This is a genomic window from Pseudomonas sp. LBUM1657, from assembly GCF_059716075.1.
On the sequence record NZ_CP166799.1, the window covers coordinates 3881791 to 3899954 of the forward strand.

General features: G+C 60.2%; 14 protein-coding genes. All 14 read right to left on the reverse strand.

Annotated elements, in window-relative coordinates:
- Positions 1-83: 83 nt before the first annotated feature.
- Positions 84-1685 (reverse strand): methyl-accepting chemotaxis protein, encoded by a 1602-nt coding sequence (locus tag ACA055_RS17985; protein WP_497679879.1) that lies wholly within the window; start codon positions 1683-1685, stop codon positions 84-86.
- A 198-nt stretch (positions 1686-1883) separates the two neighbouring features.
- Complete coding sequence (locus tag ACA055_RS17990; protein WP_007907888.1) at positions 1884-2288, reverse strand: TraR/DksA family transcriptional regulator; 405 nt, start codon at positions 2286-2288, stop codon at positions 1884-1886.
- A gap of 327 nt (positions 2289-2615) precedes the next feature.
- Positions 2616-3638 carry an ABC transporter permease gene (locus tag ACA055_RS17995; protein ID WP_074875643.1) on the reverse strand — a complete coding sequence of 341 codons (1023 nt, stop codon included), beginning with the start codon at positions 3636-3638 and terminating at the stop codon, positions 2616-2618.
- A gap of 57 nt (positions 3639-3695) precedes the next feature.
- A complete protein-coding gene (locus ACA055_RS18000; protein ID WP_497679880.1) occupies positions 3696-5261 on the reverse strand; it encodes a sugar ABC transporter ATP-binding protein in 1566 nt (521 codons plus the stop codon).
- A 70-nt stretch (positions 5262-5331) separates the two neighbouring features.
- Complete coding sequence (locus ACA055_RS18005; RefSeq protein ID WP_497679881.1) at positions 5332-6258, reverse strand: sugar ABC transporter substrate-binding protein; 927 nt, start codon at positions 6256-6258, stop codon at positions 5332-5334.
- A gap of 148 nt (positions 6259-6406) precedes the next feature.
- A complete protein-coding gene (locus ACA055_RS18010; RefSeq protein ID WP_497679882.1) occupies positions 6407-7459 on the reverse strand; it encodes a Gfo/Idh/MocA family protein in 1053 nt (350 codons plus the stop codon).
- 151 nt (positions 7460-7610) lie between these two features.
- Positions 7611-8471: a sugar phosphate isomerase/epimerase family protein gene (locus tag ACA055_RS18015; RefSeq protein ID WP_497679883.1), complete on the reverse strand. Its 861-nt coding sequence runs from the start codon at positions 8469-8471 to the stop codon at positions 7611-7613.
- Between the two features lie 143 nt (positions 8472-8614).
- Positions 8615-9640, reverse strand: coding sequence for a bifunctional inositol 2-dehydrogenase/D-chiro-inositol 1-dehydrogenase (gene iolG / locus ACA055_RS18020; RefSeq protein WP_497679884.1), 1026 nt, complete (start codon positions 9638-9640; stop codon positions 8615-8617).
- 42 nt (positions 9641-9682) lie between these two features.
- On the reverse strand, positions 9683-11614 hold the full coding sequence (gene iolD, locus ACA055_RS18025; RefSeq protein WP_497679885.1) for a 3D-(3,5/4)-trihydroxycyclohexane-1,2-dione acylhydrolase (decyclizing): 1932 nt from the start codon (positions 11612-11614) through the stop codon (positions 9683-9685).
- 135 nt (positions 11615-11749) lie between these two features.
- Positions 11750-12571, reverse strand: coding sequence for a TIM barrel protein (locus tag ACA055_RS18030; protein WP_497679886.1), 822 nt, complete (start codon positions 12569-12571; stop codon positions 11750-11752).
- Between the two features lie 25 nt (positions 12572-12596).
- On the reverse strand, positions 12597-14099 hold the full coding sequence (locus ACA055_RS18035; protein WP_497679887.1) for a CoA-acylating methylmalonate-semialdehyde dehydrogenase: 1503 nt from the start codon (positions 14097-14099) through the stop codon (positions 12597-12599).
- A 43-nt stretch (positions 14100-14142) separates the two neighbouring features.
- Complete coding sequence (gene iolB / locus ACA055_RS18040) at positions 14143-14952, reverse strand: 5-deoxy-glucuronate isomerase (protein WP_497679888.1); 810 nt, start codon at positions 14950-14952, stop codon at positions 14143-14145.
- Entirely contained in the window at positions 14952-15842 is an 891-nt protein-coding gene (gene iolE / locus ACA055_RS18045; RefSeq protein ID WP_497679889.1) for a myo-inosose-2 dehydratase, read from the reverse strand. The genes iolB and iolE overlap by 1 nt, the downstream gene beginning before the upstream one ends.
- 160 nt (positions 15843-16002) lie before the next feature.
- The gene (locus tag ACA055_RS18050; protein ID WP_497679890.1) at positions 16003-17940 is read right to left on the reverse strand and encodes a bifunctional 5-dehydro-2-deoxygluconokinase/5-dehydro-2-deoxyphosphogluconate aldolase; all 1938 of its coding nucleotides are present in this window, start codon (positions 17938-17940) and stop codon (positions 16003-16005) included.
- Positions 17941-18164 lie beyond the last annotated feature (224 nt).

Below are 18164 nucleotides of genomic sequence, written 5' to 3' on the forward strand. Positions count from 1 at the left end.
GAAACGGATATGCCCCCAACCCCAACCCTAGCCCTAGTTCCAACCCCAACCCCAACCGCCACTAACAACAACGCCAAAACAGCTCAGCGAGACTTTTCCGGCTTGTACCCCAACCGCAACCCACCCCAATGCCGCCCCTTGAGCATGATCGGCACCGATAAATCGTGCATCAGCTCACCAGTATCACGGGTGTAGGTTTGCAGCAACACAGCCTGCTGATGGCTACCACAGCGAATCCCGGTGCGATCGGCAAATTTGCGTTTGGTCCGGTTTTGCAGGGTATCGACCTGCGCATCGCCAGTCAGTGGCTGACTGAACACCTTGTTGTGAGTCGGCACATAGCCTTGCTGCGTGCAGGCGATGGCAAACACCAGGCCTTCATGGCGCGGCAGCAACGGTTCCTGGATCGCCGGCAGGACCTGATCGGTGTAGCGATCAAAACGGGTCTGGTATTTGGCCGGGCTGGTATTGGGTATTGTCTGGTAATTGCGATCGAACAGGTCATCCAGGCTGACACGGCCTTCGTCGATATCCGCTTCGAAGCGCGCCGAAATCTGACTCGCACCTTCACGGGCCAGGTCATAAATCCGCTGGTGATAGTCATCCAGCCCGACTTCGGCGAGGCGCTCGCTGATGGTTTCGGCCTGACCTTCCATTTGCACAGCGGCCTGAGCGAGGCGTTGGGTCTGTTGGTCGCTGATCGCCAGATCGCTGCGCATCTGTTCGATGGCATGGAACAGGCTGTCGAGTTGTTCGCGGTTGGTGTCCGCGCCTTGGGCGATTTGCGCGACCTGGTTTTCGACACCGGCCGCCAGGCGTGCGATGTTTTCCAGATGCTGACCGGTGTGCTCGACCTGTTCGACACCCGTGTCGAGATCGCTGGACAGTTGGCGGATCTGCTCCACCACTTGCGCGGTGCGTTGCTGGATGTCGGCGACCATTTCCCCGACTTCGCCGGTCGCCGTCGCCGTCCGCGCGGCCAGACCGCGAACCTCATCGGCCACCACTGCAAACCCGCGCCCGTGTTCCCCGGCGCGTGCCGCTTCGATCGCCGCGTTCAACGCCAGCAAGTTGGTCTGGCTGGCGATGGACTGGATCACCAGGGTGACCCGCTGGATATCGTCGCTGCGCAGGCTCAGGGCTTCGATCAGTTCGCGGCTGTTGCTGGCGCGCTGACTGAGTTGATGCATGCGGGTGATAGACTCGATCAACTCGGTGCGCCCTGCCGCGCTGCTTTGATGCGCCTCGCTGGCGGCGCCGAGAGCTTCGCGACTGAGTTTTGAGGTGGCTTGTTCGGTCGCAATCATCACTTCGGCGTTGCTGACAATCTGCGCCGCGGCACCGAGCTGCGATTGAAGTTTGTCGGCCAGTTGCTTGACCGAAAACGCCACGCCGGCGGCCGACAATGCGTTATGACTGGTGGTATAGGAAAGATCGCGAGTCAGCTCGGCGATAGCGCTGGCGCCGTTTTCAGGGATTGCCTCAATGGTCCGCGAGCGCAGGCGAGGCAGCCAGATAATCAGTACGGCCAATGGCAGGCCAAGGTAAAGCGACCAGCCGCCCAGCGTCATGCCACACAACAAGAGCATCAGGGCGATGCTTTGCAATGTCGGCGTCAGCCAGCGGTTTTTCGGCAAAAGCACTGGAGCAGGCACTGGCCCAACCAGAGATCCATCCCTCGTCATCTTCGTCACCCCAAGTATCTTCTAATTGTTGTCTTCGCATTAAACGCCACTACAAGGCCATTATCTATGGTCCGTTAGTAGTGGGTGTCGCAGCAGATCAATAGAAGTACGCGAGATTTTCCAGACGACAAAAAGCATCGCGGGCAAGCCTTGCTCCTACAGGAGCGAGGCTTGCCCGCGATGCCGGGCGCTACGAAATCAGGCCTGACGCTGGTGCTTGTCGATCTGCTCGTGACGCTCTTGAGCTTCGATGCAGTACTTGGTCGTCGGGCTGATCAGCAGACGCTTGAGGCCAATGGCCTCGCCGCTGTCGTCGCACCAGCCGAAGCTGTCTTCCTTGATGCGTTCCAGGGCTTGTTCCAACTGAGGCAGCATCCGCTGGTCGCGATCGATCGCGTTCACCAGCCAGGTGCGCTCTTCTTCGACAGACGCCGCGTCGGCCGGATCGGCCGGGGTGTCCAGGCTCTCGATGGCGATGCGGTTCTGTTCGATGCGCTCATGGGTTTCGACTTTCATGTTCTGCAACAGCTCGGAGAAAAAAGCATGTTGCTCGGCATTCATGTAGTCATCCGCCGGCATGGCCAGCAACTTGTCCTTTGTCATTGATATCTCTATAAAAAAACGTGCATTAAGGCGAATTAGGGAGCGTTCCGGCGGACCAGGTCTGGCCATCGGAAAGGCGCCGTGTATTCCAAGCGCCACCCGGCACTCAATTTACGAGGGGCGGCAGTCTAAGGCCGACTTGAGGCCTCAGCAACTGAAAAGACAACGAATTTGTCCGACAAAGCCCCGAAAGCACTCTGCGGTAGCCTTTGTGGTGGTTATCGGAGTGCGTTTATAGCAAGAAATTCAACCGAGCGGAGGTATATAGAAGACAAACGGCTGCGCCACGCGGGTCAGGCGTGGCGCATTGGCGGTGTTGTCTGCGGCTCAGCGCTTGAGTTTACGCTTGTTGCGGTACTGGTCGATCACCACTGCCACCACGATGATCAGGCCTTTGATGATGTCCTGAATGTAGGCATCGACCCCGACGAAGGTGAACCCGCTGGCCATGACCCCGAGGATCAACGCGCCGATCACCGTGCCGGTGATGCGCCCGACGCCGCCAGCCAGGCTGGTGCCGCCGATCACTGCCGCGGCAATCGCGTCCAGCTCATACGACATGCCCATCCCGGCCTGCCCCGTCGCCGCGCGGGCCGAAGCCACCACGCCGGCCAACCCCGCCAGCAATCCGGCGATGCTGTAGACGATCACCAGATGCCGCTTGACGTTGATCCCCGACGTACGCGCCGCCTGCATATTGCCGCCGATGGCGTAGGTGTACTTGCCGTACTTGGTGTAACGCAGGGCGATGTGAAAGATCACCGCGACCACCAGGAAAATGATCACCGGCATCGCGCCGTGTCCGATGGCCGTGTAGGAATCCGAGAGCATGCTCACCGGCTGGCCTTCGGTGTAGTAACGCGCCAGGCCGCGGGCCGAGACCATCATGCCGAGGGTGGCAATGAACGGCGGAATACCGGTGATGGCAATGATGCTGCCGTTGATTGCCCCCGCCAGCAGCCCCACTCCGAGCCCGACGATCACCGGAATCCACACCGGCAAGTCAGTCAGCGATGGAAACACCGCACGGGTGAAGTCCGAGGTCTGGGCCAGGCTGGCGGCGATCATCGCCGACAGCGCCAGTACCGAGCCGGAGGACAGGTCGATCCCGGTGGTAATGATCACCTGGGTCACGCCGATCGCCAGCAGGCCGATGATCGACACTTGCAGGATCATCAACACCAGGCGCTGGGAGTTCATCAGGAAGCTCTGGTCCCGCACGATCCAGCCGAACACTTCGAACACCAGGCCGATGCCAATCAGCACCAGGAAGATACTCAGTTCAGTCGGAAAGCGCCGGCGACTCTTGACCGGTGCCGTTGCTGGTTTGTTTTCCAGTATCGCGTTCATAACCACTCACCCTTCTATCGCATCGTCGACGCTGGCCGCAGCCAGCGCCGGCATCCATTAGTGAACCGCGGACATGCCCGAGGCCAGTTGCATCACTCGTTCCTGGGTTGCTTCGCTGCGGTCAAGGGTGCCCATCAGGTCGCCCTCGTGCATGACCATCACCCGGTCGCTCATGCCGAGCACTTCCGGCAGTTCCGAGGAAATCATGATCACCACCATGCCTTCGCTGGCGAGGTAGGAAATGAGCCGGTAGATCTCGGCCTTCGCGCCCACATCGATACCGCGGGTCGGCTCGTCGAGAATCAAGATTCGTGGGTTAGTCATCAGCCAGCGTGCCAGCAGGGCTTTCTGCTGATTACCGCCAGACAGCGTGTCGATGCATTGCTCCAGCGACGGCGTTTTCACCCGCAGTTTCTTGCACATGTCTTCGCACAAGGCGCGCAGGGCTTTTTGTTGGATGAAACCGTGGCCGGCGTAGTGCGGCAGCACCGCCATTTCCATGTTTTCCAGCACCGACAGGCACGGGAACAGGCCGCTGAGCTTGCGATCTTCGGTGAGCAACGCGAAACCCTTTTCGATGGCCATGTGCGGATCGGTAATGCGCACCACTTCGCCGTCGAGTTGGATCTCGCCACCGTCGCTCGGGGTGATGCCGAAAATCGCTTCGGCGATGTTGGTCCGTCCCGACCCCATCAATCCGGCGATCCCGAGGATCTCGCCGGCATGCAGGTCGAAGGACACACCTTTGAAAATCCCGTCCAGTTTGAGGTCGCGCACCGACAGCAGCAGATCGCCAATCGGCGTCTCGCGCACCGGGAACAACTGGCTGAGCTCGCGCCCGACCATCATCGAAATCAGGCTGTCGCCGTCCATGCTGTCGGCCCGTTGCAGGCCGATGTAGGCGCCGTCACGGAACACCGCCACTTCATCGGCGATGCTGAACACTTCGTTCATTTTGTGGGTGATGTAGATGATGCCTTTGCCCTGGCTTTTCAGGTCGGCAATGATCGAGAACAGATGGGCGACTTCTTTGTCGGTGATGGCCGAGGTCGGTTCGTCCATGATCAGAATGTCGGAGTCGTAAGACACCGCCTTGGCGATCTCGACCATCTGCCGCTCGGCGATGCTCAGGTTGCCGACCTGTTCTTCCGGGTCGAGGTTGATCCGCAGGCGTTCCAGCAGTTGCGCGGTGCAGCGGTGCATCTCGCGGTGGTCGATCATGTGCAGGCCATTGAGCTGCTCGCGACCGATCCAGATGTTCTCGGCGATGCTCATGTGCGGCATCAGATTGAGTTCCTGGTGGATCATCGCGATCCCGGCCTGCAACGCTGCCAGTGGCGTTTCAAACACCACCGGTTTACCCCGTAGGCGCAGTTCGCCGGCGTCCGGCTGGTAGATGCCGGCGATGATTTTCATCAGTGTGGATTTGCCTGCACCGTTCTCGCCCATCAGGGCCAGCACGGAACCGGGGCGCACCCGAAGCTGTACATCGGACAGGGCCACCACACCGGGAAAACCCTTGCTGACGTTGATGATCTCCAGCAGGTACGGCTCATCGACAGGTGTTGCAGCTGGCTGGATACCCACCAACGGGGTGCTCGAAGCAGTCGCTGAAGCGAACATGATCAGGTACTCCATCAGCAAGGTCGCGGTCGCAACCTTGCGTGCTTATTGTTGTTATTGAACGGACGGGCTAGTTGAACGTGTCGACGTTTTGCGGGGTGATCAAGCGGTATGGCACCCACACGGCTTGTTCAACCGGTTCGTTTTTGGCCATTTTCACCGCCGTGTCGATGGAACCATCCGCCTGACCCTTTGCGTCCTGGAACACCGAGACGGCCAGGGAGCCTTTCTTGATCGCGTTCAAGCCGTCCGGCGTACCGTCGACACCCGCGATCAACACACTGCCCTTGTCGACACCGGCCTGTTGCAGCGCCATCGCGGCACCAATGGCCATTTCGTCGTTGTTGGCCACCACCGCGTCAAACTTGCGGCCTTGGGTCAGCCAGTCGTTGACCAGGGTCATGCCCTTATCCCGCAGCCAGGTGCCGGTCTGTTCTTGCTCGATCTTGATGTTCGGGTATTTGGCCAGGACGTCTTTGACGCCCTTGGTGCGGTTGGTGGTGGAGTTGTTGGCCAGGTCGCCCAGCAGAATCACAATGTCACCCTTGCCGCCCATTTTGTCGGCCAGGTACTGCATCTGCATTTCACCGGCCTCCAGATCGTTGGAGGCGACAGTGACTACGCCTTTAGGCAGTTTCAGGTCATCGGGACGACGGTTGACGTACACCAGCGGAATGCCGGCCTTGACCGCGGCTTCGGTGATTTTCCGGGTGGCGGCGGTATCCACCGGGTTGACCACGATGGCATCGACCTTCTGGCTGATGAAGCTTTCCACCTGGCTCAGTTGCTTGACCACGTCGCTGCGGGCGTCTTCGAATTGCAACTGGACGCCGTCAGGATAGGACTTGGCTTTCTTGTCCATGGATTCGCGCAGGTAAGTCAGCCAGGTGTCATCGAACTGCGACATGCTGACGCCGATCTTCATGTCGGCGAGCGCAACACCGCTGGCGAACATCAGGGACAGGGCAAGGGATGCGAAACGGATCTTGGTCTTCATGAAAAGTCTTTCTCCACATTCTTGTTGGTTTTATGGATGAGGCGTGACGATTTCAGTAAGCGGCAAAAGAGTGAAAACGAGTCGCGAGGCAGGTCGCTGGAAATGACTCTATTGGAATATAATTTCTATATCAACTCATTTTAGAATTTTATTCTAATTTTGTTCCATGGCTTTCAAACGGGCTCAATTCCACCACTTGCTGGCGCTCTGCACTGAGTCGCGCGGCGTCTAGAACGCGGGTGGTCGCCAGTGCATCACGGGCGTCCACGGGCAATGGGCCACCGCTCTGCAACGCGGTTTGCAGCTGTAAATAGAACTGATTCCAACAACCGCGCTCGGTGGGCACCCGTTCACGCACTTCGCCCTGTTCGAACCAGCCCCAGCGACGATGCTCTTCCACGCCCCAGCGTTCGCCTTCGGATTTGGGCGTGAGCCCGGCAAGCGTCGACGCTTCCTGCCCGTCCAGACCATCGACGGTGTAGCAGCCTTGGGTACCCGTTACCCGAAAACGCGGGCCGGGGGTGTTTTGCAGGCAACTGCCGCCCAGGTGGGAGGTCACGCCACTGGCGTGGGTCAGGGACATAAAGAAGCCGTTGTCGAAGACCTGGCCTTTTTCCAGGTAATCCAGTTCGGCGTAGACCCGTGTGACCGGGCCGAATAACAACAACGCCTGGTCCACCAGATGGCTGCCCAGGTCGCGAAGAAAACCGCCGCCACTGCCGTTGTTAACCGACTGCGGCGAGTAACGTTCGATCCGCGATTCGAACCGGGTAATCTCGCCCAGCGCGCCGGACTCGATGAGTTTGCGCACGGTGAGAAAATCCGAGTCCCAGCGACGGTTCTGATAGACGCTGAGCCGCACACCCTGGCGCTCGGCCATGGTGATCAGGGTTTGCGCCTGCTGCGCGTCAGCGGCGAACGGCTTGTCGCTGACCACTGCGACACCGTGTTCGATGCCATCGAGCACCAACGCCGGGCGGCCCTTGAGTGGCGTCGACACCACCAGCACATCGATCCCCGCCTCAACCAACTGGCCGATGCTGTCGAAGGCCGGCACGCCGGGGTGTTCTGCTGCCAGCAACTGTCGGCGCTCCGTTGAGCGGGTGACCACGCCAACGAACTTCGCCGCCGGCAAACTGCTGATCAGCGGTGCATGGAAAAACCGGCCGCCATGGCCGTAACCGACAAGTCCGATACGCATGAAAACATTCTCCTTATAGACAGTTGCCGGATGTACCCGGACCTTGTGGGAGGGGGCTTGCTCGCGAAAGCGGTGTGTCAGGCGACATTGATATTGACTGTGCCACCGTCTTCGCGAGCAAGCCCGCTCCCACAGGTTTTGTGTAGGCCGGTCAACTGCGCAGTTCTCGGGTCACTCGCTCAAGCATCATCCGGTTGGACTCGTCCGGCCGGTCCTCCCAGGCGAACACCGACACCGTGGCGATACCGTCAAACTTGATTTCGCGCAAGGTGCCGAAAAACGCGTCCCAATCGACTTCGCCCTGACCGATGTCCAGATGCTGGTGCACGGTGGCGGTCACACCCGGCGGGTTGACGATGTAGCGCAACCCCGAAGAAGCCTTGTGGTTGTAGGTGTCGGCGATGATCAAGTGGCTCAGCTTGGACCCGGCGTACTTGAGCATCGAGGCGATATCGCCTTTGCCATCGTCATAGAAGAAGGTGTGCGGCGCCGCGTAGAGGTAGTTGATCCAGTCGCGATCCAGACCGCGAATGATGTCCACCGACTCATTGTTGCGCTCACAGAAGTCGTAAGGGTGGGCCTGGATGTCGAGCTTGATGCCTTCGCGTTCGAACTCCGGGATCAGTTCGTCCATGGAGCGCATGAACTGGTTTTCGCAGACCAGCGGGTTGTCCGACTGGCCGGTGAATTCGGTGTTGACCAGTTCGCAATCCATCTCCACGGCAATCTGGATCGCCCGTTTCCAGTTGCGCACGGCCGCCACGCGCAAACCTTCGTCGGCCGCGGCCCAGTGGTACATCGGTAACAGGGAAGAGAGTTTGACGCCAGTGTCGCTCAAGGCTTTGCGAAACTCCTTGATCCGCGCCTTGTCGACCCGCGGGGCTTTGTAGAACGGCAGGAAATCTTCCCGGGGCGACAGTTCGATATGCTCATAACCAAGCTCGGCGACCTTATCGATCATCTTGCCCAGGGACAGAGAGCGGTACATGTAGGGGTCTAATGCGATGCGCATATTGTTGTTCTCCTTCAGCAAGGCTCAGCCTTGGCACTCCCCTTGTGGGAGCGAGCCTGCTCGCGATAGCGGTCTTACAGCCATATAGATGTTGGATGTGCTGCCGTCATCGCGAGCAAACTCGCTCCCACAGGGGATCATCGTCAGCCGTAGAAGTGTGGGCGGTCGGGCAGGACGACTTTGACGATCGCCCCGCTGTTCTGCGCTTCGATGCAGGCATCCGCGGCGACGGCCGCAGCGAAACCGTCCCACGCCGAAGGCCCGCCCACCTGTCCGGCGCGTACGCCATCGATGAACGCCTGCAACTCGACGTCATACGCCGCGATGAACCGATCCTTCCAGTCCATCAGAATCGCATTCGACAGCTTGGCCCCGCTGCGCAATTGCACCTGCGAAGGCTCCGGCAATTTGGCGATGCCGGTCTCCCCCACCACTTCGCACTGGATGTCGTAGCCGTATTGGCAGTTAACGAAAACCTCCACGTCGATGCGCGTGCCTTTGGCGGTTTCCAGCAGCACGATCTGCGGGTCTTTCAGATGCGCAAGGGCCTTGCTGCTCTTGCGCGGGAACACCACTTGCACCGACACGTAATCGTCATCGAGCAACCAGCGCAACACATCCAGTTCGTGGATCAGCGTGTCGGTGATTGCCATGTCGGTCTTGTAGTTCTCACCCACGGTCGGGTTGCGGTGCGCGCAGTGCAACATCAAGGGCTCACCAATCTGACCGCTGTCGATCACCGCTTTGAGTGCCCGATACCCTTCATCGTACGGGCGCATGAAACCGACCTGCACCAGGCGCTTGCCGTGAGCCACTTCGGCCTCGACGATCTTGCGACAGCCTTCAGCGGTGACGGCCAGTGGCTTCTCGCAAAACACCGGTTTGCCGGCGGCGATGGCGGCCAGCACGAATTCTTCGTGGCTCGGGCCCCAGGAGGTGACCAGGATCGCTTCGACTTCCGGTGCCTTGATCAGCGCGTGGCCATCGGGATAGACCTCGGCGGTCAGTTTCAAATCTGAAACGACGTTGGCCGCTTGCTGCAAATTAATATCGGTGACTGCAACCACCTGGCTATTGAGCAAGGTCTGGCTGCAACGACGAATGTGATCCTGGCCGATGGCCCCGGTGCCGATGACGCCCAGCCGCAGTGGATTAGAGAGCAAAGACATGAAGATTCTCCTGTGAAAATGTGTTGTTAGTTTCAGGGGCAATCAGTACTGACGGGCCTTGGCCAGTCGTTCATTCAGGGTCTTGGCCACCGCATCGGTACGCGCGCTGGTAGAGACTTGCGCCACGCCGACCCGCCACCACGACAGGTATTTGTGAATCATGGTCTTGGGCAGGACCTTGATGTCGATAAGCGTCGAGACTGTCTGCAATCGAGCATCGGCCAACGCAGCTTTCAGCTCCTCAACGGTGTTCACTTTGTAGGTTTTGCAGCCGTAGGCCGCCGCGCTCATGGCGAAGTCCACCGGTACGAAACCGCCGTCGAGCTTGCCGGTTTCCGGGTTGCGAAAGCGGAACTCGGTGCCGAAGCTGTCCATGCCGTGTTCCATTTGCAGGTTGTTGATGCAGCCGAAGGTCATGTTGTCCAGCAGCACGACGTTGATCTTGCGGCGCTCCTGGATCGAGGTCGCCAGCTCCGAGTGCAGCATCATGTAGGAGCCATCGCCGACCAACGCATAGACCTCGCGCCCAGGCTCGGCGAGCTTCACACCCAATGCGGCATTGACCTCGTAGCCCATGCAGGAATAGCCGTACTCGACGTGGTAGGTGTTTACGCCCTTGCTGCGCCAGCTGCGCTGCAAGTCGCCGGGCAGGCTGCCGGCAGCGGCGACGATCACGGCGTCATCTGCCAGGGTTTCATTGAGCACGCCGAGCACGCGGCTCTGGGTCAGGCAGGAGCCGGTCAGCTCGATGAATTCGCGCAGCACCGCCGGGTCCAGGTGATCGTTGATTTCCGGGACGAAGTCCTGGGTCTGGTATTCGACCTGATAGATGCGGTCGACTTCCTCGTCCAGTTGCGCCTTGGCCTGACGCGGTTGATCGCCCCAAGCGGAGCGGTAGTCGCCCAGTGCTTCGGCGAGCGCCAGCAAACCGGTTCTGACGTCCGCCAGCAATTGCACGCCATCGAGTTTCAAGGCATCGCACGGGCTGATATTGAGGTTGAGGAACTGCACGTCGGGGTGCTGGAACAGCGACTTCGACGCTGTGGTGAAATCGCTGTAGCGGGTGCCGATGCCGATGATCAGATCGGCATCCCTGGCCAGCAGGTTCGCCGCCAGACAACCGGTTTCGCCGATCCCGCCGACGTTCAGCGGATGGTTGGACACCACCGCACTCTTGCCGGCCTGGGTTTCGGCGAAGGGAATATCGAAGCGCTCGGCAAACGCCTGCAATGCGGCATTGGCGCCGGAATATTTGACCCCGCCCCCGCAAATGATCAGCGGTTTGCGCTTGCCTTTGAACAACGCCAGCGCATCACCGAGCATCGCTTCGGTGGCCGGGCGGCGCTCGATACGGTGCACGCGTTTTTGCAGGAAGTAGTCGGGATAATCGTAAGCCTCGGCCTGGACGTCTTGCGGCAGGGCCAGGGTCACGGCGCCGGTTTCGGCGGGGTCGGTGAGCACCCGCATCGCGTGGATCGCGGCGGTCATCAACTGCTCGGGACGGTTGATGCGGTCCCAGTATTTGCTCACGGCCTTGAAGGCATCGTTGGTGCTGATGCTCAGGTCGTGGAACTGCTCGATCTGTTGCAGCACCGGGTCGGGCTGGCGGCAGGCGTAGACATCGCCGGGCAACAGCAGCAACGGGATGCGGTTGGCGGTGGCCGTGGCGGCAGCGGTCAGCATGTTCGCCGCGCCCGGCCCTACCGATGAGGAGCAGGCGTAGATCTTGCGCCGCAGGTGTTGCTTAGCGAAACCGATGGCGGCGTGGGCCATGCCTTGCTCGTTGCGGCCCTGATGAACGATCAGGTCGCCACTGTCCTGTTCCAGGGCTTGCCCCAGACCCAGCACGTTGCCATGGCCGAAAATGGTGAAGATCCCGGCGACGAATTTGCTCTGAACCCCATCCACCTCGATGTACTGGTTATCGAGGAATTTCACCAGGGCCTGGGCCATGGTCAGTCTTGTTGTGGTCATGCTTGCACCTTTTTGTGAATGCATATCCGATCACTGTGGGAGCGGGCTTGTTCGCGAAAGCGGTGTGTCAGGCAACATCGATTTTGAATGTGCCGCCGCCTTCGCGAGCAAGCCCGCTCCCACAGGGGATCTCCATTAACCTTGGGATCTTTGCAGGTGATCCATGCTTTCGCCGATGGCCTGTTGAATGTCCGTCAGGCCATGAACGCTGTCGGCAAACGGTTCGAACGACAGGTAGCCGTTGTAGCCGCTGCTCAGCAAGGTCTCGATCTGCGCCGCGTTGCCAAGGATGTCGCCCTCGCCCACCAACACCCGGTGGCCGTCGCGAATGGTCGCCAGCGGCGCTTCGGCATCCTCGACACCGGAGATGTGCACCAGCCCGGTCAGCTCGGGGAAGAATTCATGTTCGCTGGCCAAGTGATGGTGAAAGGTGTCGTGAACCAGACGGAACACATCCAGCCCGCCGATGGCCTTGATCGCCTCCACGGCCGTGCGTTTGTGCCGCAGCGAGCACTCTTCGAAACCCAGCGGCTCGATGAAACCGAGAATGCCGTGATCGCGCAGAATCGGCGCCAGTTCGCTCAGGGCGGTGCGCAGGCCGGACGCGCGTTCGGCTTCATTTCGCGGGTCGGCACGCTCGTTCAGCGGACACATGACCAGCCCCTGCGCGCCACAATCACGGGCATAAGCGGCGAGCTTCAAGGCGTGCGCGCGACGCTCGTCGTTCCATACGTCAAACGGATACAGCGCGTTGATCGACAGCACGGTGATGCCTTTGGCCGCGCACAATTCACGCACCCGCTCCGGCGCGGTGCCGTCTTCGATCTCAACGCCTTTGAGGTCATTGCGAATTTCGATGGCGTCGGCCTTGAGGGTCACCGCCAACTCGATGAACGCGGGCAGGGACAAACGTGGGGCGACCATACGGTTCAGGGCGAAACGCAGGGGTTTGCTCATTATTGTTGTTCTCCGCAGAGGTGAATTATTTGGCGGTTGGCATGCTGAATTCAGGGCCCTTGGCGATGCTGTCGGGCCAGCGCTGCATCACGCTTTTGTAGCGGCTGTAGAAGCGGATGCCTTCTTCGCCGTAGGCGTGGTGATCGCCGAACAGCGAGCGCTTCCAGCCACCGAACGAGTGCCAGGCCATCGGAACCGGAATCGGCACGTTGATGCCGACCATGCCGACCTTGATGGTGCGGGCAAACGCGCGAGCTATGCCGCCGTCGCTGGTGAAACACGACACGCCGTTGCCGAATTCATGGGCGTTGATCAGGGCCACGGCGCTGGCAAAATCCGGCACCCGCACGATGCCCAGCACCGGGCCGAAAATTTCCTGCTGGTAAATGCTCATCTCAGTCGTGACGTTATCGAACAGCGTCGCGCCGACGAAGAAGCCGTTCTCTGCGCCCGGCACCTTGAACCCACGGCCATCGACAATCAGCTGCGCGCCTTGGGCCACACCTTGGTCGATGAAACCTTCGACCTTGGCTTTGTGTTCGCCAGTCACCAACGGCCCCATGTCGCTATCGCCCTGCAGGCCGTTACCGACTTTCAGCTGGTCGATGCGCGGCAGCAGTTTGGCAATCAGTTGGTCGCCGACATCGCCGACCGCGACAGCAATCGAGATCGCCATGCAACGCTCGCCGGCCGAACCATAAGCAGCGCCGATCAACGCATCCGCCGCTTGATCCAGATCCGCATCGGGCATGACGATCATGTGGTTCTTCGCCCCGCCCAGCGCCTGCACACGCTTGCCACGAGAGGTGGCTTGCTGATGAATGTACTCGGCAATCGGCGTCGAGCCGACAAAGGAAATCGCCTCGATGTCCGGGTGTTGCAGCAGCGCATCGACCGCCGTCTTGTCACCCTGGACCACGTTGAACACACCGTCCGGCAAACCGGCTTCGGTGAGCAGACGGGCCATCAGCAAACTGGCGGACGGATCACGCTCGGACGGCTTGAGGATGAAGCAGTTACCGGTGACCAGCGCAATCGGGATCATCCACAGCGGCACCATCACCGGAAAGTTGAACGGCGTAACCCCGGCACAAACGCCCAGTGGTTGACGCAGGTTCCAGTTGTCGATGCCACCACCGATGTTGTCGCTGAACTCGGTTTTCAGCAGGTTCGGCGCACCGCAGGCGTATTCGACGATTTCGATGCCGCGGGTGACTTCACCTTTTGCATCGGAGAAAACCTTGCCGTGTTCGCGGCTGATGATTTCTGCCAGCTCGTTGTGATGCTGGTCGAGAAGTTCCTTGAACTTGAACATCACCCGCGAGCGACGCAGGGACGATTGCTCGGACCACGCCGGGAAGGCTTTCAGGGCCGAGGCGACGGCTTCATCGACGGTCTTCTGGCTGGCCAGCCCGACACGTGCCTGGACGCTGCCGGTGGCCGGATTGAAGACATTGCTGAACCGCTCGCTGCCGCTGTCTTGCACCTGACCGTGGATGTAATGGCCGATTACCGGGGCGTCGCTCATTGTTCTTGTCTCCGTTCAGATAGTGGAATTCAGACGTTGAAAATCAGAGATCCAGTAGCCAGCTGTGCTGCGGATCGTTATGGAACTGCCAGACGCGTTTGGGGCCGGCCATCACGTTCAGGTAATACGACTCGTAGCCGTACGGCACGCTGACCGGGTGATACCCCTTGGGCACGACCACCAAGTCGCTGTTTTCCACGGCCATGGCTTGATCGATGCTGCGATCGTCGGTGTAGACCCGCTGGAACACGAAGCCCTGGGGCGGGTTGATCTGGTGGTAATAGGTTTCTTCAAGAAAGCTCTGGTGCGGCAAATCGTCGGTGTCGTGCTTGTGCGGCGGGTAGCTCGACGAGTGCCCGGACGGCGTGCGCACTTCCACCACCAGCAGCGAATGGGCGGGCTCGGTGTCCGGGAGAATGTCGCAGACGTAACGGGTGTTGGCGCCCTTGCCGCGCACGCTGCGCTTCATGGTCTCGGGTTTGATCAGGCGCGGGCCGAGGTTGCCAGTCGTCGAACCGGGCGCGGCGCAGACAGCGATTTGCACATCACTCAGGGCGACAACCTGAGCCTGACTGCCGGGTGGCAAGTAAGCGGCGAACGGAGATTTGTCTTCGAAAACCGACTGGCGATCACCGAGGTTTTCCCAGTCAAATGCGCCCTGCCCCGGTGCCTCGCCGCTGATGCTGACGCGACCGCTGAGCAGCACCAGGCACAGTTCTTTATCACCGGCCGATACCGGCAAGGTTTCGCCAAGGCTCAAGCGGTAGGCGGCGAAACCGACGTATTCCAGTTCGCCTTTGCCCAACTCGACCATGGTCCGGCCACGGGCGTTGCTTTTGACCAGCAGGCTCATCACTTAATCCTCTCATCGAGCAGCGCACGCAAGGTGTCGTAGCCTTTTTTCGCGTAGACATAACTCGGCGCAACGGCCGGGTCCTGTTCGGCTTCCACCACCAGCCAGCCGTGATAATCGGCAGCCAGCAGCACGTCCAGCAACGCGGCAAAATCGATGTCGCCATCGCCGGGCACGGTGAAGGTGCCGTTGATGATGCAGTCCGGAAAGCTCCACAGATTGTTGCGCGCCAATTGCACCACCGGTTTGCGCACGTCCTTGAAATGCACGTGACAGATACGTTCGATGTGTTTGCGCAGCACGTGCAACGGTTCGCCGCCGCCCATGTAGCAATGGCCCGAATCGAACAGCAGACCGACTTCGCTGCCGGTCAGCGCCATCAGCTTGTCGATGTCCGCCGGGGATTCGACGTAGGCGCCCATGTGGTGGTGATAGGCCAGGCGCACGCCCTGAGACAAGGTGAAATGCGCCAGTTCGGTGAGCTTGTCGGCGTATTCCTGCCAGGCCTGTTCGGTGTGGAAACGCGGGCGTTCGACCAGAGGAATGCGCTGGCCTTGAATGGAGTCGGCGACTTCGCCGTAGACCAGCACCTTGGCGCCGTTCTTCGCGAGCAACTCGACGTGACTGCCGATGGCATCGATTTCTTCGGCCACCGAACGGCGGGCCAGACAGCTGGAATACCAGCCGGAGACCAACGCCAGATCGTAAGGCCGCAGCACGTCACCGACGCCTTTGGCATCCTTGGGGAATTTGCCGTTGAGTTCAAAACCTTCATAGCCGATTTCCTTGCCTTCGCTCAAGGCGGTGCTCAGCGGCGTCTCACCGCCGAGGGACGGCAGATCGTCGTTGCTCCAGGAGATCGGGTTGATGCCAATTCGGATAGCGGGCATGGCTGCACCTTTTATTGTTTTTACATATCTGTAAGACCGACGCTGAACCCCTGTGGGAGCGGGCTTGCTCGCGAAGGCGGTGTGTCAGGCGACATTGATGTTGAATGTGCCGCCGTCTTCGCGAGCAAGCCCGCTCCCACATTGGTTTTGCGGTGTTTCGTCAGGCCCGGGCACTGCGCCAGGCATCGATCAATTCAACGAACGTGTCCTGCACCTGACGGATCAGCGCTTCGTCGTCGATTTCACCGGCCAGCCAGGCGCGGCTCGGTTCCTGGAAAATCGTCCGACCCACCGCAAACCCGCGGCAGGTCTGGCTCTGACTGGCTTGCTGAAACCCTTCGGCTAACGCCGCCGCCGGCGCATTCAGCCCCAGCAATACAACGCCACGGCAGTACGGATCACGCTCCTGAATCAGCTCATCGAGCTGTTTCCACTCTTCGGCGCTTTGCGCTTCGATCTTCCACCACGCCGGGTAGATGCCGAGGTTGTAGAGGCGTTTCAGCGCGCGATACAGCACGTCCGGATGGGTCGAGGGGTGATCCTTGGGCGGAATAATCTCCAGCAGCAGTTCATGACCACTGACCTGGGACGCCTGATACAAACCCTTGATCTGCGCCTCCTGCTCCAGGCGCAGCAGCGGCTCGTCATCGGGGTGAAATTGCACCAGGCACTTGATGATTTGCTCTTGCGGCCAGGCAATCAGGTTGCTGCCGATGGAGCGTCCATGTTCGAACGCCAATGGCCGTGAACCCTGCACTTCCACGGGCCGCGCCACCCACCAGCCACGACCGGTGGCGGCGTTCAGCGAGTCCTGGCCGAAGCGTTGATCGGCCAGCAGCCCGACATCGGCGTCGACGCCCTGCTCGCGCAAATCGGCTTCGACCCGTTCCACGGCCTGGATAAAGAGTTGTTTGAGTTCGCAGATAGCGTTCAGGTCGCGACCGCCCTTGTGGGCCAGTTCCACCAGTTGCCCGCGATGGTCGAACGCGAAGATGAACAATTGCTTCCACTGTTTGCGCGGCACGCTGACCTGATGCAGACGCTGCAACTGCGCATCCTGATCCGGCCGGGTAATCGGCACCGGGCTGTTGAACAGGTAATCGAGTTCAGCGCGGGTCGGCATGGCGGGGGCGCAGGCATGGCGAGACACCACCAGACCGCCGCAAGCATTGGCCAATTGGCAGCAACGCTCGTCGCTGGCCTCGATCAGCCACCCGCTGAGGAAGCCCGACATGAAGGCATCGCCAGCGCCCAGCACGTTGAGCACTTCTACCCGCACGCCGGGATAAATGGCGCCGTCTTCGAGACGTGCCGGGATCGCGCCGTGAATCACCGTGCAACCTTGCGGACCGAGCTTGACCACCAACGTCGCGTCACTCAGACGCCGGACATTGCGCAGTGCAGTGAGCAGATCCTCGGAGCCGCCGGCGATCAGAAACTCTTCTTCAGTGCCGACGATCAGGTCGAAACGCGGGAGAATTTTCTGCACATGCTGGCTGACGTTCTGGTCGGCGACGAAGCGGGTTTCACCGTCCGCCTTGCCGGCCAGGCCCCAGAGTACCGGGCGGTAATCGATGTCCAGCACCCGTTTGACGTGGTGCTTCTCGGCGTAGTCCAGCGCCTGGATGCTCGCCTTGTAGACGCTCTCGGTGGAGAAATGGGTGCCGGTAATCAGCAGGGCTTTACTGGAAGCGATGAAGGCTTCGCTGATGTCTTCGGCCCGCAACGCCATGTCGGCGCAGTTTTCGCGGTAGAAGACCAGGGGAAAGGTTTCGCGATCCTTGAGGCCCAGCAGGACCATCGCGGTCAGGCGCTCCGGATCGACCTTGATGCCGCTGACGTCGCAGCCTTCGCGAGTCAGGGATTCGACCAGGAAGCGACCCATGTGGTCGTCCCCTACCCGGCTCAGCATCGCCGACTTCAGCCCCAACCGGGCGGTGCCGAAGGCGATGTTGGCGGAAGAACCGCCCAGGTACTTGGCGAAACTGGAAACGTCCTCCAACCGCGCACCGACTTGCTGCGCATAGAGGTCGACGCCAAGGCGACCCAGGCAAATCAGATCCAATTGACGCCCACTGGCAAAACGAGTCTGGCCCACGCTGGCTCCTGTTATTTTTATCAGCCTGCGTTCGGGGCGATGACCGCGCCGAACACTCTTGGTGGATGCAGACTAAAACGTCCGGGACCGAACAATCAATAATTATTCTAAATATTTTTTACGTGGAATATTTTTTCCAATAATCTTTTCTACGAGCGTTCCAGACACGGTGCATCGATTCAGCAAAGCGTACACCGGCTGCAAGCTCAAGATTTTATTCGGGC

Bases quoted from the DNA above. Each gene is read 5' to 3' on its own strand.
- iolB (WP_497679888.1), bottom strand. From the start codon at position 14,952: ATGAGCCTGCTGGTCAAAAGCAACGCCCGTGGCCGGACCATGGTCGAG.
- ACA055_RS17985 (WP_497679879.1), bottom strand. From the start codon at position 1,685: ATGACGAGGGATGGATCTCTGGTTGGGCCAGTGCCTGCTCCAGTGCTT.
- ACA055_RS18030 (WP_497679886.1), bottom strand. From the start codon at position 12,571: ATGAGCAAACCCCTGCGTTTCGCCCTGAACCGTATGGTCGCCCCACGT.
- ACA055_RS18005 (WP_497679881.1), bottom strand. From the start codon at position 6,258: ATGAAGACCAAGATCCGTTTCGCATCCCTTGCCCTGTCCCTGATGTTC.
- ACA055_RS18035 (WP_497679887.1), bottom strand. From the start codon at position 14,099: ATGAGCGACGCCCCGGTAATCGGCCATTACATCCACGGTCAGGTGCAA.
- ACA055_RS18010 (WP_497679882.1), bottom strand. From the start codon at position 7,459: ATGCGTATCGGACTTGTCGGTTACGGCCATGGCGGCCGGTTTTTCCAT.
- iolG (WP_497679884.1), bottom strand. From the start codon at position 9,640: ATGTCTTTGCTCTCTAATCCACTGCGGCTGGGCGTCATCGGCACCGGG.
- iolD (WP_497679885.1), bottom strand. From the start codon at position 11,614: ATGACCACAACAAGACTGACCATGGCCCAGGCCCTGGTGAAATTCCTC.
- ACA055_RS18015 (WP_497679883.1), bottom strand. From the start codon at position 8,471: ATGCGCATCGCATTAGACCCCTACATGTACCGCTCTCTGTCCCTGGGC.
- iolE (WP_497679889.1), bottom strand. From the start codon at position 15,842: ATGCCCGCTATCCGAATTGGCATCAACCCGATCTCCTGGAGCAACGAC.
- ACA055_RS17990 (WP_007907888.1), bottom strand. From the start codon at position 2,288: ATGACAAAGGACAAGTTGCTGGCCATGCCGGCGGATGACTACATGAAT.
- ACA055_RS18000 (WP_497679880.1), bottom strand. From the start codon at position 5,261: ATGTTCGCTTCAGCGACTGCTTCGAGCACCCCGTTGGTGGGTATCCAG.
- ACA055_RS17995 (WP_074875643.1), bottom strand. From the start codon at position 3,638: ATGAACGCGATACTGGAAAACAAACCAGCAACGGCACCGGTCAAGAGT.